This window comes from Saccharopolyspora kobensis (assembly GCF_900108315.1).
Taxonomy (GTDB): Bacteria; Actinomycetota; Actinomycetes; order Mycobacteriales; family Pseudonocardiaceae; genus Saccharopolyspora; species Saccharopolyspora kobensis.
The window spans coordinates 367,791-386,473 of record NZ_FNVB01000010.1 but is presented as its reverse complement, the minus strand read 5'-3'; the positions used below and the strand labels follow the sequence as shown (position 1 = coordinate 386,473).

Sequence of the window (18,683 nt, the reverse complement as noted above, 5' to 3'; positions counted from 1 at the left end):
GAAGTGCTGGTCAGGTGCGGCGGGACGTCCCGGCCCCAGGACGGGACGCGATCGCCTTGCGCTTCGCGCCGTTCGCCCAGCACGGTCGAGAAGAGCTCGCCGACCGCCGCGAGCTCGCCGGGAACGCCGAACGTCTGGGGATTCGATGACGAGAACATCTGACCGCTGGGTGCTGGCCTTCGACAGCTCGTGCCAGGTCTGCCGGAACACGTCCCGCGCCGTGGCCGGCGCGAGTGGTGACAAGCTCGAAGTGATCCCGCTGGCGCACCCGCACGTGCGCGAGTGGCGCGAGCGGGCGCTCGGCGCGGATCCGGTGTGGGCGCCCACGCTCATCCGCGTCGGTGCGGGCGAGGTCCGCGCCTGGGTCGGGATGCCGCTGGGGTTCGCCCTGGCCCGGCACCTGGGCCTGCGGTCCACGCTGGCGGTGGTCGGTGCGCTGGGCCGGGCGCGGCGGAAGCGGCTCGGCGCCCTGCCGCTGATCGCGGGCCTCGCGGTGGTGGCCGGTCTGACCAGGCTCCGCTCGCCCGGTGGCGGGAGTGATGACGACCCGGATGCCTGGGTGGCGGCCAACCGGGAGCAGCTCCCGCAGGCGTACGCGCAGGTCGTCGAGCACCCGATGGCCTACCGCCGGGCGATCTTCAACGCCTCGCCCGCGGCGACCAAGGCGCGGCTGTGGACCGAGCACCTCCAGCACTACGGCGAGGCGCACCCCGGTCTGTCGGACGACCAGGAACGGGTGCTGCGGCGCGCCGTGGCCGTGCTCGGCGACGAATCGCTGCACGCGCAGCCGATCTCGGACGAGCAGGAGCGGACGCTGGAGGACCTCCGGAACGAGGTGAACGCCCTCTTCGAGGGGGAGGCCAAGGCGCTCATCGCCACCCTCGGCCCGGTGGAGGTCGAAACCGCCAGGAAGACGGACTGCCAGTGCAGCACGAAGAGCGACTACTGCTGGATGGGGTGCGTTCCCAGCGACGACTGCCGCAGGGTGAGCGGATGCGGCACGGGCTGGGCCTACACGTGCAACGGGTGGTGCGAAGGCCCCTGATGCGCAGCTGAGCCGAAGGGTCCCTGTCCGCCGGGCAAGGGACCCTTCGCCGTCGCTCGAAACAATACAGGTCTGTCGTGTATTGTTTTTGGTATGAGCTCGAACGACGAAGCGCCTGCCGCCCGTTCTCCCGGGCGGCCGCGGAGTGCCGAGGTGGACGAGGCGATCCTCGACGCGGCGATCGACCTGCTGGTCGAGCAGGGCGTCGGCCAGGTCAGCATCAAGCAGGTGGCGCAGCGGGCCGGGGTGACCCGGGATGCGGTGTACCGGCGGTTCCCGGACCTGACCGCCCTGCTGGTGCGGGCGGTGGAGTGGGAGTACCGCGACGCCGAGCCGGTGGAGTGGCCGGACCTCGACAGCATGATCGCGGGCCTGGCCGGGCAGCTGAGCCGTCCTCGCGACCGGAAGCTGTTCCGCCGCCTCTACGCGGCGGTGGACGACTTCCCGGCGCTGCTGCACGCCTACGCCGAAGCGCACGGCCGACGCCGCGTGGAGGCGGCGCTCGCCGCGCTGGCGCGCGCCCAGCGGCTGGGCCAGCTGCCGCCGCACGCGGATCCCGTTGTGCTGCAACAGGTTCTGGCCGGTGCCGCGGTGCACTACGTGAGCGTCACCCCGGACGACAGCGGGGAAGAGGCGATCAGGGCCTACTTCGCCGAGGTCCTCCAGCAGGTCGGCTACCGCCCCGCGAGCGAAGGAGAGCACGGCGATGAATGACAACCCCCGGATAGCCCTGGCCGGCATGCCGGCTCACGGCCACCTCAACCCGAGCCTGCCGATCGTTCGCGAGCTGACCAGCAGGGGCATCGGGATCACGTACTACACCGGCGGCGAGTTCCGGGAACCGGTCGAGGCGGCGGGCTGCGAGTTCCGCGAGTACCCGCGCGGCGTGTTCGGCTCGGCGACCATCGCGGAGGCCACCCGGCTCGGCGGCCCGGTCCGGGTGGCGGGCGAGGTGCTGAAGGCCGCCGAGGAGTTCGTCCCGTTCCTGCTCGCCGAGTTCGAGGCCGAGCGGCCCGATGCGGTCTTGTTCGACTCCAACGCGCTCTGGGGCCGGATGGCGGCGGCGAAGCTGGGGCTGCCGATGATCTCGCTGATGACCACGGTCCTGATCGGAACCAAGGAGCTGCCCGGCATGACCTTCCGGGAGTGGAGCCGCATGCTCCGCGAGGTCATCCCGAACGTCACCGGTCCGATCGCGACGCGGCGGCGGGTGCAGCGGCGGTTCGGCAAGGAGACCTACCCGTCGGGCGGCCTGCCGATGCGCGGCGACCTGACGATCTTCCCGGTCCCGGAGTGGATGCAGCCGCCCAGCCCGAGCATCGACGAGACCTGCCACTTCGTCGGGCCCACGATCTCCGCGGCAGGCCAGCGCCTCGACCCCGAACTGGCGAGGTTCCTGGACGGCCCCGGCCCGCTGGTCCTGGTGTCGCTGGGCACGCTCCACACCGGCACCGAAGCCTTCTTCCGCACCTGCTTCGAGGCGCTGGGCGACCTGCCGATCCGCGCCCTGCTCGCGACGGGAACCCGCTCCGACCCGGCCCTGCTGGGCGAGCCGCCGGAGAACACCCTGCTCCGCCCGTCGGTGCCGCAGCTGGAGGTGCTCCGGAGGACGGCGGCCTTCGTCACGCACGGCGGGATGAACAGCGCCCTGGAAGGACTCGCGTGCGGAGTCCCGCTCGTCGTCGTCCCCCAGCAGGCGGAACAACTCCTCATCGGCAAGGCCATCGCCGACCGAGGAGCGGCCACCGTCCTCCGCCAGAGCCTCTCCGACCGCCCGGTCCCACCGGAAGAACTGCGCGCAGCGGTCCGCCGAGCCCTGACGGACGCGACGCACCGAGCCGCAGCCCGACGACTGGGCGCCACCCTCGGCGATGCAGGAGGAGCCCCGGCGGCGGCCGACCACATCCAGAACTTCCTCAAGACCACAGCGCCCCGCTGAGCGGTCGCGCACCGTGCCGTCACGTCGCGGTGGCGGGCGTGGCGGGAAGCATCCGGAGATGCCGCTAGCGCGGAGGTTCTCCCGATTCCGCGTTCCAGCGGGTGCCCAGGGGCCATTCCCGTTCGGGGCGGTGGGGGTGGATGCCGACGACCGCCAGGGGCGGCAGGTCGTCGCGCAGCTCCAGCCACTGCTCGCGGGTCAGTTCCAGGAAGCGCAGGCCTTCGAGCTCGGTCACCGCGGTGAGGTCCGCGATGGAGGCGTCCGCGATGTCCAGCGCCCAGAGGCGGGGGACTGCGCGCAGCGGGGCCAGGTCGACCGGCTGCGCGGCCGACACCGACAGCGAGCGGAGTTCCGGATGACCGGCCAGCCCGGCGAGGTCGGCGGCGCCCAGCTCGAGTTCGAGGTACTCGACCGGGCGGTCGCGCAGCGGGCTCAGGTCGAGCGGGCCGCCGCCCGACAGCGACAGCGAACGCACGTTGGGGATCGCGGCGAGGAAGGCGAGGTCGGCGACGTCGGACACCCTGACCTTCTGCACCCGGGGGCGCGCCTGCCCCGTTTCGGCGCCGACCGAAGCGGCGTCGGTGTACCAGCTGCGCTCGCGGTCGACCGCAAGACCGTTCGGCAGGTCGGCGTCGATCCAGATGCTCTTGTCGTGCACGCGGTAGTCGCCGCGTTCCAGCGCCTCCACCTGGCGGCGCAGCAACGTGGTCACGGAGTCGGCGACGTGCAGCGGCCCGTCCGAGTAGTCGACGCCGATCGCGATGACCTGCCCCGGGCGCCCCTCGGGGCCCGGGTCCATGTCCACGGCGAGCCAGTTGCCGCCGGTGTCGTCGGCGAACGGGATCCAGCCCGGTCGCAGCACCGATCGCCGGACGGCGTTCGAGGGCTCGGAGTCGAAGACCACGCGGCGCTGCGGCTCGTACTCCCAGTCCAGGACGAGCAGCCAGTCCTCCTCCTCGTCGCCGAGCTCGTCCAGCGGGTGCCACGGGTGCCCGTCGAACACGGAGTTGATGACGTCGTCGCCGTCGCCGTCGGCGACGCCGTAGAGCGCGCGGAGGTCGGGCGGGAGCGCGAAGCCCAGGCGCTCTTCCGCGGCGTCGAGGTCCTCTTCGGTCGCGGGCTCGGGAAGTTCTTCCTCGAAACCGAGTATCTCCGCCACCCGCCGCCGGTACTCGTGGAAGAGGCGCACCGCCTCGTCCGGATCACCGGCGGGCACCGCGTTCGCGGGCCCCTCCTGCTCGTCGCCCCTGTCGGGCACGAGGAATTCGTCGTCGATCTCGTAGAGCGTCGGTTCGCTCGCAGTGGGAAGTGCGGTCATGATCGGAAACTAGTGGTCACCTCCGACGCTGTTCGGCGCATCGGTGTGAGGTGGGTGGTTTTGGTGTCGATCGGGGCTTTTGCCCGTTACGGTGTGCGGCGGCAGTAATGACCGCGTCGATGGGGATTGGCCGTGGTGAACCAACAGGGCGAGATGGTGCGTCCGGCGCATCCGCCGACGGCGTTGTTGCTGGGCATCACGGCTGTGCTCGGCGTGGCCGCGGTGCTCGCGGTGGTCTGGGTGCTCGGGCCCGGGGCGAGTTCGCACGGCTCGGTGACGGCGACGCGTGCGCTGCTGGTCGCTGTCGGCGGGCTCGTCAGCGCCGGCCTGCTGATCGGGGTGTGGCTGGGCAAGAAGGGCGCGCGCAGCGCACTGTTCGGCGTCGAGGTGTTCCTCGGCTTCGTGGTGCTGCTCGCCGCGTTCGTCAGCATGGCCGCCGGAAGTGGTGTCACGGCGGCGTTCCTGCTGGGGTTGGGCACCGGCGTGCTGCTGCTCCTGTGCGCGCTGCTCGTGCGGTCGAGGCCGGTGCGGGTCTGGTGCGAAGGTGCGCCGTGGAGCCCGCAGCCGGTGCAGGGCGCCTTGGCTCGGTGGGCGCAGCAGCGCGGTTGGCAGGTTGCCTGGAACGTGCCGCGGAGCGTGCTGAACCAGCTCCGAGGACAGCCCTTCCACGAGTACCGCCGCAAGGACGTCCCGGTGCTGATGCGCGGTGTTCACCGGGGAGCTCCGGCGATGGCCCTGCAGATCGACTTCCGGCGCCTGCGCTCGGTGTCCACCGGGCCGTCGTACTACTCGCCCGGGATCGATCGGCAGCTGCAGCCCAGCAAGACGGTGGAGCGGAGGTCGACGAGCAGCATCGTCGTCGTCGAGCTGCCGGGGCCGGTGCCCGAGCTGCTGGTGGGGGCCGAGCGGGAGGTGCTGGGCGATGTCGAAGGCCTGTTGTTCTGGAACCGCTCGCACCGCCCCTTCCAGGGGCGCGCTGTCGGCCAGGTGCCGACCGAGGGCCCGGCCGTCGCGCTCCCCGAATCGGGCGGCCACGTCGGCGACTACTGCCTGTTCGACGCTGATCCCGGGTACGCGCACGCGATCCTGACGCCGCAGCGGGCGACCTGGTTGAAGGGCAACCGCTGCGGACCGGTGTTCTTCCGGCTGTCGGGGCGCAAGCTCGCGGTGTGGTGCAGCGGCGGGTTGGTCGACGTCGCGGTCGTGGACGAACTGCTCGCGGTCGCCGATGAGATCGCGAGCTGGATTCCGGCTGCGGCCTACCGGGATCCGGCGGGCGCGAAGGCCGACCAGCAGCACGTTCCGTTGGCGCAGCTCCGGATTCCCGCCGGTTGACCCGCGCGGCGCCTTCCACCGCAGGAAGGCGCCGCGCAGCGGGTCACCAGTTCAGGTTCCCGCTGATCGTCTCGTCCGCCGGGACGTCGCTGAAGCCGCCCTCCTCGGCCTGCTTCTCCAACTGGTCGGCGGCCGAGCCGAGACCTGCTGCGGTCCGGTTGAACGCGGACATGCCCAGGTCCTTCATCGTGTACTTCGGCGGGGCCGCTTCGGGAGTCTCCCGGGTGATGTCCGTGTGGCCCTGGCTGTTGACGAACGTCTGGGTGCCGTCCTCGCCCGTCGTCCAGATGTTGTCGTCGCCGTCGACGGTGTACCCGCGAGCCTCGGCCTGCTCCTTCATGCCCTTGCCGAACTGGTCGACGAGCTTGCGCTCGGTGGCGGTGTCCTTCGTCTGCTGGCCCAGTGCTCGGCTGCCGTCATCGGCGACGCTCTCGCCGCCGTCACCGCCGGACCCGGGGTCGGTGATCTGGTTGACGCTCTCGATGATGCGGATCGTGTCCAGGATCGCCTTGATCGCCGTGATGGCGTTCATGATCTGGCCGATGATCCGGGTGATCCGCTGGATCTGCTGCGCGGCCCTGGCGCAGGTGATGCCCGCCTGCGCGGTGGTCACCGCCGTGGCGGCGGCGATGGAACCGCCGAGGGTCGGGCCCGCCGAAGCCGTCGCCGTGATCCAGGTGGTGATCGCCCAGGTCAGGAAGTCGGCGAGGATGCCCTTGATGACGCCTTCGGCCGCTTCCATCATGGTGCCGCTCATCTGCAGCAGCTGCGAGATGTTGTTGGCCTGACCGCCGGTGGCCTGCACGCCTTCGATGAAGTCGGCCATCTTGGTGCGCAGCGCGTCGGCGGCTTCGCCGTCCCAGCCGGCCAGTTCGCCGTCCAGCGTCTCGGTCAGCGCGGTGGCCAGGGCGTCGAGTTCGCCCTTGATCCCGCTGAAGGCCTCCGCACCGGCGGCGAGCGCTTCGCTGTCGCCGGTGACCAGCTGGATCGCATCCCGCACCGGCGCCACGAAGTCGATGACGAACTCGACGCCGGTGCCGATGAGGAAGCTCATCGGGTCCAGCGCGAAGCTGGTGGCGCTGCCGAGGAAGCTCGCCACGTCGACCCGCACCGCTTCGACCTCGCCCTGCCCGGCATCGTCACCGGGGCCGATGAGGTCCTTGACGAAGGGCAGCTTGCCGAACGCCGAGAAGTCGACCGGCCCGGCCGACATGTTGATCGCGCTGTTGTCCATCGCGGCTTCGAGGTTGGTGGGCATCAGCGGTCACCCCCGGCGTCGACGCTGATCCGGTTCAGGCTCTCGGCCAGTTCGCGGTCGGTGTTCCGGTAGTCCCGGCCGCACGCGCTGATGTCCTCGCCCGCTCGGGTCAGGCCCTCGGCCATCTCGTCGAGGTGCTGCTGGAACTTGCTCAGGAGCTCGGTGTAAGCGCTGTAGGTGGTGGCGCTGCCGAGCAGGCCCCAGGAGATCTGCGGAACCTCCGCCGCGGTCGCCTTGTCCTTGATGGACTTCGCGTCGCCGGACAGCGCGCCGACGTTGTCGCCGCAGCTGGTGATCGCGTCCGGTCGTGCTCTGTATCCGGGCACCGGTCACCGCCCGCCGTCGAGGAACGAGTCCGGGTAGTCCTCGTCATCGACCGGTGCCGCGGACCGCGGCCGGTCCGCGTCGCGGTTGAACAGCTGCTCCTGGGTGCGGAGCACCTGCTCGCGGACGTCGCTGTCCGGCACGTACTCCTGCACGATGTCGGCCTGGCGGCGGGCCGCTTCGGCGACCGCCTGCCGGAGCGTGCTCATGACGGCGCTGGACAGCTCGCCGGGCGACTTGCGCATCGCGTCCTGGGTGAACTGGATGTCGAGCACGCCGCCCGCGTTCGCGATCACGGTGACCGAGCGGTCGGGGGCGGTGCTGCTGACCTGCAGTTCGCTGATCCGCTCCTGCATCCGGCCGAAGTCGCCCAGCTGCTCCTCGGCCCGGCGTCCGGCTTCCTTCAACGCCTCCAGCTTGCGTTGCAGACCGTCCAGATCCGCGACCATCTACGCCTCCAATGTCTCCTTTGCGGCTTTCGCGGCAATCCTGGTGCATCTGCCTTCGGCGCGTGGTCCGTTTCGGGCAGAAAGATGAAAATTGACTCATTTCGCACGTTCGGACGCCGGCGGTGGCCGCGAAGGGCGATTCCTGGGGCGGGGAGGCGGTCCGGCGGAAGGCGGCCGCGAGATTCGGCGGCGCCGCTACCCGTGGTGATCGGGCGGTCGCGCTCGGAGCGAGTTTTCGCAGGACGTCGGGGTCGTGGGGCGCTTCGGGTTGTCGATCGCGCTCTGCTGCGGGTTACGGTGGCGGCGGTCGGTTCCGGCCGGCCGAGGCAGGCTGCGGCGCGGGTGCGCCGTGTCGTCGAGGGGCCGACACGGCGCACCCGGCTGTCAGCTGATCAGCTCTCGAGCTCGGCGAGGGCCTTGCGGACCCGCTCGACCTCGGCCTCCAGCTCGGCGAGCTTGGCCTCGTGCTGCTGGCGGGCCTGGTTGATCACGCCCTCGATGGTGTCCGAGATGTCCTGGTGCAGCTCGGCGGCGGCCTTGGACACCGCGGCGGCGGCGACCGGCAGGCTCTGCACGACGCGCTTGCCGGCGTGCATCAGGTCGGCCTGCCACTCACCGTCGGCGGTGCCGGTGACCGTCAGCGTGAGCTCGACGGTGCGGGTCTTCTTCGCGGTGCTCTGCTTGCGGGCCCGCGGCTTCTTGGGGGCCTCCTCGGCCGGTGCCGCCTCCGGCTGCGGCGTGGCCGGGGCCGGGGTCGGGGCCGGGGCGTCCGCGGTCGGCTCGACCGGGGACGGCGCCGACTCGGGCTGGGTCGCGGCGTTCTCGGTGCTCGACTGTTCCTCGGTCAACTGTGTCTCCTGTGTCTCGCTGCGGGGAAGACCAGAATAGAACAGGTGTTCCCCTGGTGTGCTGTGGACATACCGGGCGTCCGCCCGATCGGGTCACCGCTGCAGGACGGCGACCAGTGCTTGCAGCGCGGGGCGGAAGGCGTGCTCCGCCGGAGCGGCGTAACCGACCACCACGCCGGGTGGGTGGTCTCCCGCGCGCACCCAGTGCGGCCCGAGTGCCTCAAGTTCCACCGAGTGCTCCCGCGCCCGGGTCAGGACTTCTCGCTCCGTCGGTCCCTCCGGGTCGAGCTGCAAGGTGACGTGCAGTCCGGCCGAGATCCCGGCCGGGTGCGGCCGGTGGTTCGCGCGCAGGTCGTCCAGCGCGGCGGTGAGCAGCTCCAGCCGCTTCCGGTACGCCGCGCGCGATCGGCGGACGTGCTGATCGTATGCGCCCGAGCGGATCAGCTCCGCCATGGCCAGCTGTTCGAACAGCGGCGCGTGCAGGCCGCTGTGGATCTTCAACCGGCGGACCGGGCCGACCAGCTGCGGAGGCAGCGCCAGCCACGCCAGCCGCAGCGCCGGGGCGAGCGTCTTGCTGGCCGTTCCCGCGTAGGCGACGTGGTTCGGCGCCATGCCCTGCAACGAGCCGATGGGCTGCCGGTCGAACCGGAACTCGCCGTCGTAGTCGTCCTCGACGACCAGCAGGTCCTCGTCCTTGGCCCGCTGCACCAGCGCCATCCGCCGCGCGGAGCTCAGCGCGACGCCGAGCGGGAACTGGTGCGCCGGGGTGACCACCACGGCCCCGCTGCGCACCTGCGCGACGTCGATGCCGTCATCGTCGACGGGCACGCCGCGCACGGCCATGCCGAGGCTGGCGGGGATGGTCCGCAGCTGCGGCGCGGACGGGTCCTCGAAGTCGATCGAGCCCACGCCCTGGTCGTGAAGGGCCTTGCTGAGCAGTGACAACGCCTGCGTGTAGCCGTTGCAGACGATGATCCGCTCCGGCGCGGTGGCCACCGCGCGAACCCGCGCGAGGTAGTCGGCGAGCGCTTCGCGCAGCAGCGGGTGCCCCTGCGGATCGCCGTAGTCGAGGTCGTCGGCGGGGATGTCCCGCATGGCCCGCCGGCTCGCGGCCAGCCAGTCCCGGCGCGGGAAGGCGCTGAGGTCCGGCCGCCCGGGGCGGAAGTCCCAGCGCGCGGCGGCCGGCGCCGGGTCCGGCGGGGGATCGACCGGGTCGGGCTCGGCGAGCCGCTCGGCCACCGTGGTCGGAGCGCCCTGCCGGGACAGCAGGAAGCCCTCGGCGATCAGCTGGTCGTAGGCCCGGGTCACGGTGCCGCGCGCGACGCCGAGCTCCTGCGCGAGCACCCGTGTCGACGGCACCCGGGAACCCGCGGGGAGCAGCCCGTCGCGGATCGCGGTGCGCAGCGCCTCGGCCAACCCGCGGCTGTCCGGCCGTCCCCGAGCCAAGCCCAGATCAGCAGGGGACCATCCAACCGTCACGCCTCCCGACCCTAGTACCCGCAGCTACCGCGGCGGACGGGTGGCGATGCCTGAAATGTCCCGGCGTGATCATTGATACACGCTTGGTCATCGAATCCGGGCCCGCGCCTCATCCGCCGTTGGTACTGTGCCCAGCTGCGGCAGATCTTGAGCCGTGATGCGGCGTGAGGTTGAGCGTTGTGGGGGAGCGGCGTGCCGGAAGATTTCGGTAGGGACATCGGCGCTACTGAGCGGATGGTCCGCGAGTGGCAGGAGAGGGCTGCGGAGAAGGCCGAGAAGTTCGGTCGGATGCAGCAGCAGATCCAGCAGATCTCGGCCACCGAGTCCTCCAAGGACGGCGCCATCCAGGTGACGGTCGGCTCCGGCGGCATGCTGGAGGCCCTGCAGCTGTCGGAGGCCGCGAGCAACCGCCCGATGGCGAAGCTGGGCGCCGAGATCATGCGGATGGTGCAGGCCGCGCAGGCGAAGATCCCGGAGCTGATGCAGCAGGCGGTCGCCGACACCGTCGGGCTGGAGGACACCGCCGCCCAGCACGTTCTCGGCCAGGCCCGCAAGTACTTCCCGGAGCCGCCCGAGGACGAGCCCGAGCCGGAGCGCACCAGCAACCTGCGCGAGATGCAGGTCCCGATGGAGGACGACTACGAGGAGCCGCAGCGCAGGCAGGCCCCGGCGCCGCCGCAGCGGCCTGTCGCGCCGCCGCGGGAGCAGCAGCCGCCCCGCCGCCCGGCCGACGACTTCGACGACGACGACTTCGGCAGCGGTTCGTTCCTGCGCTGACCCCGCCGAGCCCGACCCGAGGAAGCTTCTGCGATGCCCGACGAGATGAACGTCGTCATTGAGAACCTGCGCTCTCATGCGTCCAAAGTGGACGGTGTGGTTGACCAGCTGAACGTGGCGGTCGACGCGTCGCAGCAGGTCTCGCTGAACAACGACGCCTACGGGATCCTGTGCCGGCCGTTCGCCTGGATGATCGACCCGGTCGAGCAGTACGGCATCGAAACCCTGCAGAAATCGGTCGAAGCCATGCAGGAGGTCGCGGACAACGTGCGCGGCGCGGCCGAGGACTACCAGTCCGTCGACGACGACAACAGCGACGCCATCGGGAGCATCGAGGTATGAGCAGCCCCGCGCCGACCCCGGCCGGCCGCCTTGCGGGGGATGAGCTGGATGCAACCACCACTGCGAATGGCGGAGAGGCGGGACGGGGATGAGCAATCCGCTCGTCGCGCAGCAGAAGGAGAACCCGGACGGCCCCGGGATCTTCACCGCCGGCACCGGTGAGGCCGGGTGGGGCACCGGCATCGGCATCGCCGAGTCGATCAACGACATCAGCAGCCTCAACGAGGGCTCCAGCTGGGTAGAGGCCGGGCTGGCCTACGGCGGCGCGGCGCTGGAAGTGGTCGGCATGGCCGTCGACCCGATCGGCACCCTGCTGTCCTACGGCCTGTCCTGGCTGATCGAGCACGTCGAACCCCTCAAGGAGGCGCTGGACTGGTTCGCGGGCGACCCCGACGGCGTCAAGGCGTACGGGGAGACCTGGGCGAACGTCTCCCAGGCGGTCGCCGCGGCCGCGACCCAGTACAACGACGCGGTCAAGTCCGACACCGCGGAGTGGACGGGGCAGGCGGGTGACGCCTACCGCAAGCACGCCGCGGAGAAGGGCGAAGCCCTCGGCGCGGCCGCCGAGCTGGCCAACACGATCAGCTCCGTCGTGACCATCATGGGCGAGGTCGTCTCGTTCGTCCGCGAGTTCGTCCGCGACCTGGTGGCCGACTGCATCTCGCGGTTGATCACCTACGCGCTGGAGGCTCTGGCCCCGCCGCTGGTCTCGCTGGCGTGGGTGGTGCCGCAGGCGGTCGCGTTCATCGCCAAGACCGTGGGCAAGATCGCCGACATCGTCCAGAAGCTGGTCAAGACGATCAGCAACGTCGCACCGAAGCTGGCCAAGATGGCCGAGGTCTTCGGCGACGTGATGAAGGCCCTGGGCAAGATGGGCAAGAAGGCGTTCGACGGGGTCAGCAACCTCGCGGACAAGGTCGACATCGCGGGCAAGATGTCGGACAAGCTCGCCGAGAAGACGTGGAAGAAGGTCGACGACGTCTTCGGCACCGACGTCGTCGGCAAGCACAACGCCAAGTTCGGCGGCCCCGACGCACCGGGCGGTGGTGGAGACGACTCCGGGGACACCGGTGGGCCGGGCGACCGGCCCCGGACCGCCGGCAACGGGACCGCTTCCTCAGATCCGAGCCCGGGTTCGCCGAGCCCAGACGGACCGGACTCACCCACGGGTGGTCCGGCCTCGTCCACCGACGGGCCTGGCTCGTCGCACGGGGTTGGAACCGATGCTCCCGGGCGAGGGGATACGCCCACTGGTTCCGGTGAGCAGCCGCGTGCATCGTCCTTGGTGGACAGTGGTGGAAACGGCCACGGAACACCGGATTCGCCGCGTTCGGCGACGCCGGACGGCTCTGGCGGGCCCGGTGGTTCTGCTGGCGGTGGGCCGAACCCCGGTGGTTCGCACACGGGCGGGTCCGGTGGCACGGCTCCGGAAGGGCCGAATCCCGGAAGCTCGCCCACCGGCGGATCGAATCACGTTGGTACGACTGGCGAAGCGTCGAACCCCGGTGGCTCGAACCCGAGCGGGACTCCTGGCGGCTCGCACCCGGGCGGACCGGTTGCGGACGCGCCGAGTCCTGGCAGCTCGCACTCGGGCGGGACCACCGGTTCGCACCCCGAGAACGTGAGCTCCGGTGGGAACCCCGGCGGTTCGAATCCGGGCGGCCAGCCTCCCAGCAGTGCGAGCCCGGGCAGCGCGCCGGTCGGCGGCGGTTCGGGCTTCTCGGGCGGGAGCACCGCCGGCGGACCGCCTCCGGGTGGAGGATCCACCTCGGGCTTCGGCACGCCCGGCGGGCCTGCCGGGTACAACCCGAACACACCGGCCGCCACCTCGTCGGCGACTGTGGACGCGTCGTCCAGGGCGCCGGAGATGGGCCCTGCGGCACCTGTTGCCGGGCCACCACCCGCCCGCTCGGATCAATCGGCCCCCGGCGGAGCAGGTGCCGGGCCGGTCGGCGGCGGAGCCGCCGGAGGCCCCGGAGGTGGCGGTGCGCCGACCGCCGGAGGCAGCGGGCGCCACGGTTCCGGATCCGGTTGGACCGGTACACCGGGAAGCCCCGGCGCAGCCGGGAGGCCCGAGGCGCCGCGCCAGCGGGGGCCGGAGGGCCCGGGAGGGCGCGGAACGGCGTCGCCGGAGCGGCGTGGACCGGGAGGCGAGGCCGGACAGCGTCCGGCCGGTCCGCCGGCAGGTGCGCGGCCGCAGGCCGCCGGGCCCGGCTATCCGGGCGGCCCGGCACGGGCGGATGTTCCCGCTCGCCCCGGGCACCTGGACGGCCCGCCCAGGCAGAACACTCCGCCCGCAGGTGGCCCGCGGCCGGACGCTCCACAGCGCCCGGGCGCGCCCGGACACCCCAGCGGCCCGCCGCGTGCAGACGCACCGAGCCCTCGCCCCGGGCACCCGGACGCTCCGGCCCGCCCGAACGCACCGCACCCGGGAGGCCCGCCGCGCACTGACGCGCCGAACTCCCAGCCCCGCCAGGGGCATCCCGACAACCCGGCTCGCCCGAACACGTCAACGCACCCGAACGCCACGTCGCGCCCCGACGCGCCGTCAGGTCGCCCGGACAGCCCAGCGCGCCAGGACGCCCCGTCGCGCCCGGATGCACGCCCCGACGGCCTGCCGCGCCACGATGCGCCTCGTCCCGACGGCCCGTCGCGTCCGGACGTTCCGCCCCGCAACAACCGTCCGGACGCCGTTCCGAACGCACCACGCCAACGCCACCCGCACGACGGCGTCCGCGTGCACCCGGACGCCCCCAAGCCGCACCACGCGGGTGTCGACCGCCAGCACTCCAACATGCGCCCCGACTCGTTCTCGAACGCCCGGGGCGCCGAGGGCGAGTGGCGTCCGGGCGGGCCGCAGCGGACGCCCGAGGACGCCGGCGTCGGCCAGGAAACCCCCAAGCCCGACCAGGAGTCCCAGAAGTACTCCACTTCGGAGTCGATGGCCGCCGAGCGCCCGCCGGCGAATCCGACCGAGCACCGGTGGGACATCGGCCGCGCAGGCGAGTTCGAGCGGATCAAGGTCTCCCCGGAGCTGGAGAGCAAGCTCCGGGACCCCAACGACCCCCACGGCTACATCGGCATCCGCAACACGCCCTCCGGTCTGTCGGCGGTGCCGTATCCGAAGACGAGGATCGGCGACCGGGACTACTACGACCGGATGCCGAAACCGGCGGTGGACCCGAAGCGCTTCACGGTCGAGGTGCACGGCAGCCCGGACGGAGTGCAGTTCCGCGGCCAGCAGCTCTCCGCCAAGGAACTGGCCGAGATCATCAAGGCCGCCCCGGGCTACGACCCGGGCACACCGGTGCGCCTGCTGTCCTGCAAGACCGGTGCGGACATGCCCGACGGCTCCCCGAACTTCGCCCAGCAGCTCTCCAAGGAGCTCGGCGTCGAAGTCCTGGCGCCCAACAAGGACGCCTGGGTCGACAACTTCGGCAACATGTACGCGAGCGACTCGCGAGCGAAGTTCGAAGCGGACGCCTCCGGCACGCCCCAACCCAAGCTCGACGAACCGGGCCAATGGGTCAGCTTCGCCCCGGACGGCACGAAAGCGGTCCACGACAGCCCCTTCCCTCCAGGCCACGAACCGGAATTCGTCCGCCACGGAGTACAAGCCCACAACGCCGAACAACGCGGCTTCGGCGACTGGGTCCGCAAGATGTTCGGCAAGAACCCCAAGCCGGACACCTTCGAAATGGACCCGGTCACGGGCGAGAGGTACTCGTCCTTCTCACCACCGCCGCAGAACACGCCACACCCCTACGGCGCACTCCAGCCGAGCCAGCCACCGTACGGCGGGCCGCAGCCGAGCCAACCGTCGTTCGGCGGGCCGCAGCCCCACAACGGCCCCCAGCCCGGACAGCCGTCCTTCGGCAGCCCCCAACAGCAGTACAGCGGTCCCCAGCCTGGTCAGCAGCCCTACGGTGCGTCTCAGCAGGGCCAGCCACCGTTCGGTGGGTCCCAGCCTGGTCAGCAGCCGTACGGCGGCCCCGCACCTCAGCAGGGACTGCCGCAACAAGGCCAGCCGTACCCGCAGCCCCAGCACCAAGGAGGCATGCCCCAACAGAGCTCCGGGCAACCGAACCCTCCGGCGCCTCAGCCCCCACGCGGCTCTCAGCAGTCCGGACCGACCCCGCCGCCGCGTGGCCAGCAACAACTGCAGGGCATGCCCCAGCAGAGCGGCCGCCCGACCTTCAACAGCCCGAGTTCCCAGGGGCCGCGCACCCCAGGCGTCGGCCCGCTCCCGAACGGCCCCCGAGGTCCGCAGGGACCACAACCGCCCGGCCAACCGGCACCGAGGCCGTACGACGTTTCAGGGCCCCGTCCAAACCCGAGCGGCCCAGGACAACAAGCCCCACGCCCGAACGTAGACGGTCCGAACCCTGGTACACCTTCAACCTCCAGGAACAACGTTCCACCACTCGATGTCTCAGGCCCGCGCCAGGTGCCCGGAGGGCAGCGAGCGAACACACCACCTTTGGACGTCAGCGGCCCTCGGCAGCAGCGGCCCAGCCAACAGCCTTCGGTCGGTACCGGTCACGGAAATGCGCCGTCGCCGAGCCCCGCTCCGGTTCATCCAGGTCGCTCTCGCGAACTGGATAGTTCTCCAGCTGTTCAACACAATTCCAGGCGGCGGAGGACGGCTGTAGATTGGGACGACGCGCCAGATCCGTTCGAGAACGGTGACCACGGGGTTGATCCGTTCAACCGTACTGAGCGGCCCGACGAAGCAGTGCGCCCTGAGTCATCGGAAGAAGCGAGTCCGCACGACCGGGAAAGCGGCGATACGGGCAGTTTGGGTGACGAAAACGTCGGCGACCGGTCGTTGCGGGATCGCGACGAGCGCCCGCTAATTGGAGACCTGTTTCCTGATGGCGGGGTGCCGTTCGATGAGCAGGCTGCCTTGGCCAAGGTCAAAGGTGTTGTGGATGGCGAGTATGCAGGTTTGCGAGTTGAGGTGCACGAGGTCACCGGGGCCGAGGGTCGTGTCTCCATGAAGGCTGACATCTTCGATGATTCAGGTCAGAAGATCGGCGTTGCAACGCGTGACTTCTTCCTGGATTCGAAAACTGGTGGGCTGGTGGCTAATCACGCGAAGCTTGAGATCAAGGCAGATGCTCGAGGGAATGGATTTGCGGGCGAGTTCAACGGCATGTTGGAAAGCTGGTACCGCCAATCCGGAGTCGAGTCGATCGTCCTCCGAGCGAACATCGATGTCGGAAGCTATGCCTGGGCTCGGCAGGGCTATGAGTTCGACAACCACCAGGAAGCTGTCGAAAGGATCTTGCCGCGGCTGAAAAGCGGGATCGCTAGGACCGAACGGGAGATCGACGAGATGCGCCAGGAGGTGGCGTCCCTGCAGTCCGGGCCGGAGCGGGAATCATTGGAACGTAAAATCTCGTTCCTCGGCACTGAATTGTTTGTCGCGCACGACATCGTATCGCGCTTCCACCTTGGTTCGAAAGACTTTCCGACCCCGAAGGAGATCAGTGATCTCGGTCGTCCCGCTGGCGTGGATTCCGGAGACTTGCGGGATCAATGGTGGCTGGGCAAGCGCGTTTTCATGGAGCCGGGCAAAGTGATTGGCTGGCAGGGGAGGAAGCGGCTGTGAGGGACGAGCGCGTCGCACCGAAGGGCTGGCCGAAGGAACAGCGCTACCGGCGGAGCACGAAGGTCGGCGAGCTGCATCGTGAATGGTCGTCGCGTGTCGAGGCGCATGCCGAGTTTCGGCCACAGGGCCGGAAAGAAGGCAGCGACTACAACTTGCACTACGTCGACATCGACAGCCCGCCCGAGGTGTTGATCGACTTCGACATGCGGTCCCGCGAAATCGAAGGGCGCCACCCCGAGCGGAAACTCCGTATTCCTGACCCGGACCCGGGGGAGCGGTTCAGCGGAGCACTGCTCTCGGCAGTGGTCGGCGACGCGCTGGGACGTGCCGTCGACACTGGGGTGGCGTTCGAGCGGAGCTGGAGACCCAGCGTCATGCTGGAGAAGGACCAGGCACTGGTCGACTACTCTTTCCGCGGCGGTCCGGCTAGCAGTTCAGGCACTAGCCAGCTATTGGCCTTCACGTTGGAGGGCTTGATCCGTGCGCACACCGCTCGCCGCATGAATCCGGTGGATGCTGATCCGGTCCCCGAGGTCCATCACGCTTACCAGCGGTGGCTGTACACGCAGCGTGTTCCGTGGGGAAGTCGTGGCAGGTGGCCGGAGTGGGGAGGTCCGTTCGCCGCGCGATCGCCCGAACCCGACGGTTGGCTGGTCCACACCGAGGCCCTGTTCGGCGATCGCGAGCAGGACTCGGTGACCGTCGCTGCTTTGGAGTCGTTCGCTCGAACTGGTTTGCGCCCACAACAAGAAGGCGGCGAGACTGCCCCTGGCGGCAGTGACGCGGTCCCGAGAGCGGCGATGGCAGCGGTGTGGTCGAACGACCCAGAAGAGGTGTTTTCCACTGCTGTCAACATCGCGGCGTTGACGCACCCGAATCCCGACGACCACCTCCCGGCCGCAACGTTGGCCGTGCTTCTGCACCAGCAGATTCGCGACGTGCCGTTCTTCGACTGCATCCGCAACGCCGTGGGGGTGTTGAGGGGATGGCCAGCTCATGAGAAGAGCGAGCAGATGATGCGACGAGCTTTCAACATGATTAGGGAGGATTGGGTACCTGCACCGCGGGAACGCGTTCTCGAAGCGTTCAACGGTGGCGGCAGCGATGGTGCCGAGGCGCTTGGTTTGGCGATGTATTGCGCGATGGCCAGTGATTACGTCCGTGAGGCGGTGCTGCTGGCGATGAACTACACGGCACATCGTTCGGTCGTCGGTGCTATCAGCGGCTTGCTCATCGGTGCCGAATGCGGGGTCCAGGCAGTTCCTCGCGATTTGAGCGGAGCACTGGTGCTCGGTGATGTTGTGCGGACGCTGGCCGACGATGTGCTGGTTGAGTTCAGCCCAGGCCCGCCGACCGATGGCGCGTGGTTGCGCCGGTACCCGGCTTGGTGAGTCGGCAGTTCGCAGGGGCGCTGCAGCAGGTGGACCCGCGGACTTCGAAACCGGTCCGGGGGAGGGAGTTGCACGCCGCATCGACTGCGCGGAGCAGCGCCGCCAGTGCGCTCATCTGCGGCCTGCTCACTGGCGCGCGCTTCGGCGCGGGCGCCTTTCCGCTGTTGTGGCGGCGGAAACTGGTCGCTGCATCCGAGATCGACTTCCTCTCGGCGGGTCTGTTCCAGGAATTCGGACCGACGCGCAAAGCTGACCTGCGCTCGCAGCTGCAGTCCTCCACCACGTCTCGAGAACAAGCGGTCGACCGCGTTGGTGCTGTCGTTGAGGATTCGGCAGAGCCGCTCGACGTGGATGACATCGGTCCGGCGTTCACCGTGCAAGCCGAAAATACGCCTAGCGACGCCGGCGTGGTTCTCGACGTGCTCGAGCCGGAGACGAAGGTATTCGCTCGAGGTCGGAAGGGTGTGACGTGTTCCCTTCCGACGGCACGTTGTTCATGCGTGCGCTTCTTGAGCGCAGGCAGAGCAGCTGCTACGGATTCGTCGACGCGAGTGCGCAGGATGA

General features: G+C 70.2%; 14 protein-coding genes. 8 read left to right on the top strand and 6 right to left on the bottom strand.

Annotated features, from left to right (window positions below; genetic code table 11):
• The first annotated feature begins 145 nt into the window (after positions 1 to 145).
• The 3 genes from C4T78_RS31170 (at position 146) to C4T78_RS31160 (ending at position 2,984) form a co-directional block, all read left to right on the top strand.
• Positions 146 to 1,045, top strand: a complete 900-nt coding sequence (locus tag C4T78_RS31170; protein WP_143185840.1) for a bacteriocin fulvocin C-related protein — start codon at positions 146 to 148, stop codon at positions 1,043 to 1,045.
• Positions 1,046 to 1,138: 93 nt separating this feature from the next.
• On the top strand, positions 1,139 to 1,759 hold the full coding sequence (locus C4T78_RS31165; protein WP_093352196.1) for a TetR/AcrR family transcriptional regulator: 621 nt from the start codon (positions 1,139 to 1,141) through the stop codon (positions 1,757 to 1,759).
• A complete protein-coding gene (locus C4T78_RS31160; protein WP_235863513.1) occupies positions 1,752 to 2,984 on the top strand; it encodes a macrolide family glycosyltransferase in 1,233 nt (410 codons plus the stop codon). Before C4T78_RS31165 ends, C4T78_RS31160 begins: the two co-directional genes overlap by 8 nt.
• 64 nt (positions 2,985 to 3,048) lie before the next feature.
• On the opposite strand, the gene C4T78_RS31155 is transcribed toward C4T78_RS31160, so the two are convergent.
• Complete coding sequence (locus C4T78_RS31155) at positions 3,049 to 4,302, bottom strand: SMI1/KNR4 family protein (RefSeq protein WP_093352202.1); 1,254 nt, start codon at positions 4,300 to 4,302, stop codon at positions 3,049 to 3,051.
• A gap of 132 nt (positions 4,303 to 4,434) precedes the next feature.
• Here C4T78_RS31155 and C4T78_RS31150 point away from each other — a divergent pair, with 132 nt between their 5' ends.
• The gene (locus tag C4T78_RS31150; protein ID WP_143185842.1) at positions 4,435 to 5,637 is read left to right on the top strand and encodes a hypothetical protein; all 1,203 of its coding nucleotides are present in this window, start codon (positions 4,435 to 4,437) and stop codon (positions 5,635 to 5,637) included.
• A 43-nt stretch (positions 5,638 to 5,680) separates the two neighbouring features.
• Here the strand turns inward: C4T78_RS31150 and C4T78_RS31145 are convergent, their stop codons facing one another.
• The 5 genes from C4T78_RS31145 to pdxR all read right to left on the bottom strand — a co-directional run bounded on the left by C4T78_RS31145 (position 5,681) and on the right by pdxR (position 9,995).
• The gene (locus C4T78_RS31145) at positions 5,681 to 6,895 is read right to left on the bottom strand and encodes a WXG100 family type VII secretion target (RefSeq protein ID WP_093352208.1); all 1,215 of its coding nucleotides are present in this window, start codon (positions 6,893 to 6,895) and stop codon (positions 5,681 to 5,683) included.
• Positions 6,895 to 7,221: a WXG100 family type VII secretion target gene (locus C4T78_RS31140; protein WP_093352211.1), complete on the bottom strand. Its 327-nt coding sequence runs from the start codon at positions 7,219 to 7,221 to the stop codon at positions 6,895 to 6,897. Before C4T78_RS31140 ends, C4T78_RS31145 begins: the two co-directional genes overlap by 1 nt.
• 3 nt (positions 7,222 to 7,224) lie before the next feature.
• Positions 7,225 to 7,668, bottom strand: coding sequence for a YbaB/EbfC family nucleoid-associated protein (locus C4T78_RS31135; protein WP_093352214.1), 444 nt, complete (start codon positions 7,666 to 7,668; stop codon positions 7,225 to 7,227).
• A gap of 392 nt (positions 7,669 to 8,060) precedes the next feature.
• Complete coding sequence (locus C4T78_RS31130) at positions 8,061 to 8,516, bottom strand: DUF6319 family protein (RefSeq protein WP_093352216.1); 456 nt, start codon at positions 8,514 to 8,516, stop codon at positions 8,061 to 8,063.
• A 93-nt stretch (positions 8,517 to 8,609) separates the two neighbouring features.
• Positions 8,610 to 9,995: a MocR-like pyridoxine biosynthesis transcription factor PdxR gene (gene pdxR / locus C4T78_RS31125; RefSeq protein ID WP_093352218.1), complete on the bottom strand. Its 1,386-nt coding sequence runs from the start codon at positions 9,993 to 9,995 to the stop codon at positions 8,610 to 8,612.
• Positions 9,996 to 10,187: 192 nt separating this feature from the next.
• On the opposite strand from pdxR, the gene C4T78_RS31120 reads away from it, so the two are divergent.
• The 4 genes from C4T78_RS31120 to C4T78_RS31085 all read left to right on the top strand — a co-directional run bounded on the left by C4T78_RS31120 (position 10,188) and on the right by C4T78_RS31085 (position 18,119).
• Positions 10,188 to 10,772, top strand: a complete 585-nt coding sequence (locus C4T78_RS31120; protein ID WP_177247580.1) for a YbaB/EbfC family nucleoid-associated protein — start codon at positions 10,188 to 10,190, stop codon at positions 10,770 to 10,772.
• 33 nt (positions 10,773 to 10,805) lie between these two features.
• Positions 10,806 to 11,114 (top strand): ESX-1 secretion-associated protein, encoded by a 309-nt coding sequence (locus C4T78_RS31115; protein WP_093352223.1) that lies wholly within the window; start codon positions 10,806 to 10,808, stop codon positions 11,112 to 11,114.
• An 88-nt stretch (positions 11,115 to 11,202) separates the two neighbouring features.
• Entirely contained in the window at positions 11,203 to 16,728 is a 5,526-nt protein-coding gene (locus C4T78_RS36650; protein WP_177247581.1) for a DUF8616 domain-containing protein, read from the top strand.
• Positions 16,725 to 18,119, top strand: coding sequence for an ADP-ribosylglycohydrolase family protein (locus tag C4T78_RS31085; RefSeq protein WP_235863514.1), 1,395 nt, complete (start codon positions 16,725 to 16,727; stop codon positions 18,117 to 18,119). Before C4T78_RS36650 ends, C4T78_RS31085 begins: the two co-directional genes overlap by 4 nt.
• Positions 18,120 to 18,683 lie beyond the last annotated feature (564 nt).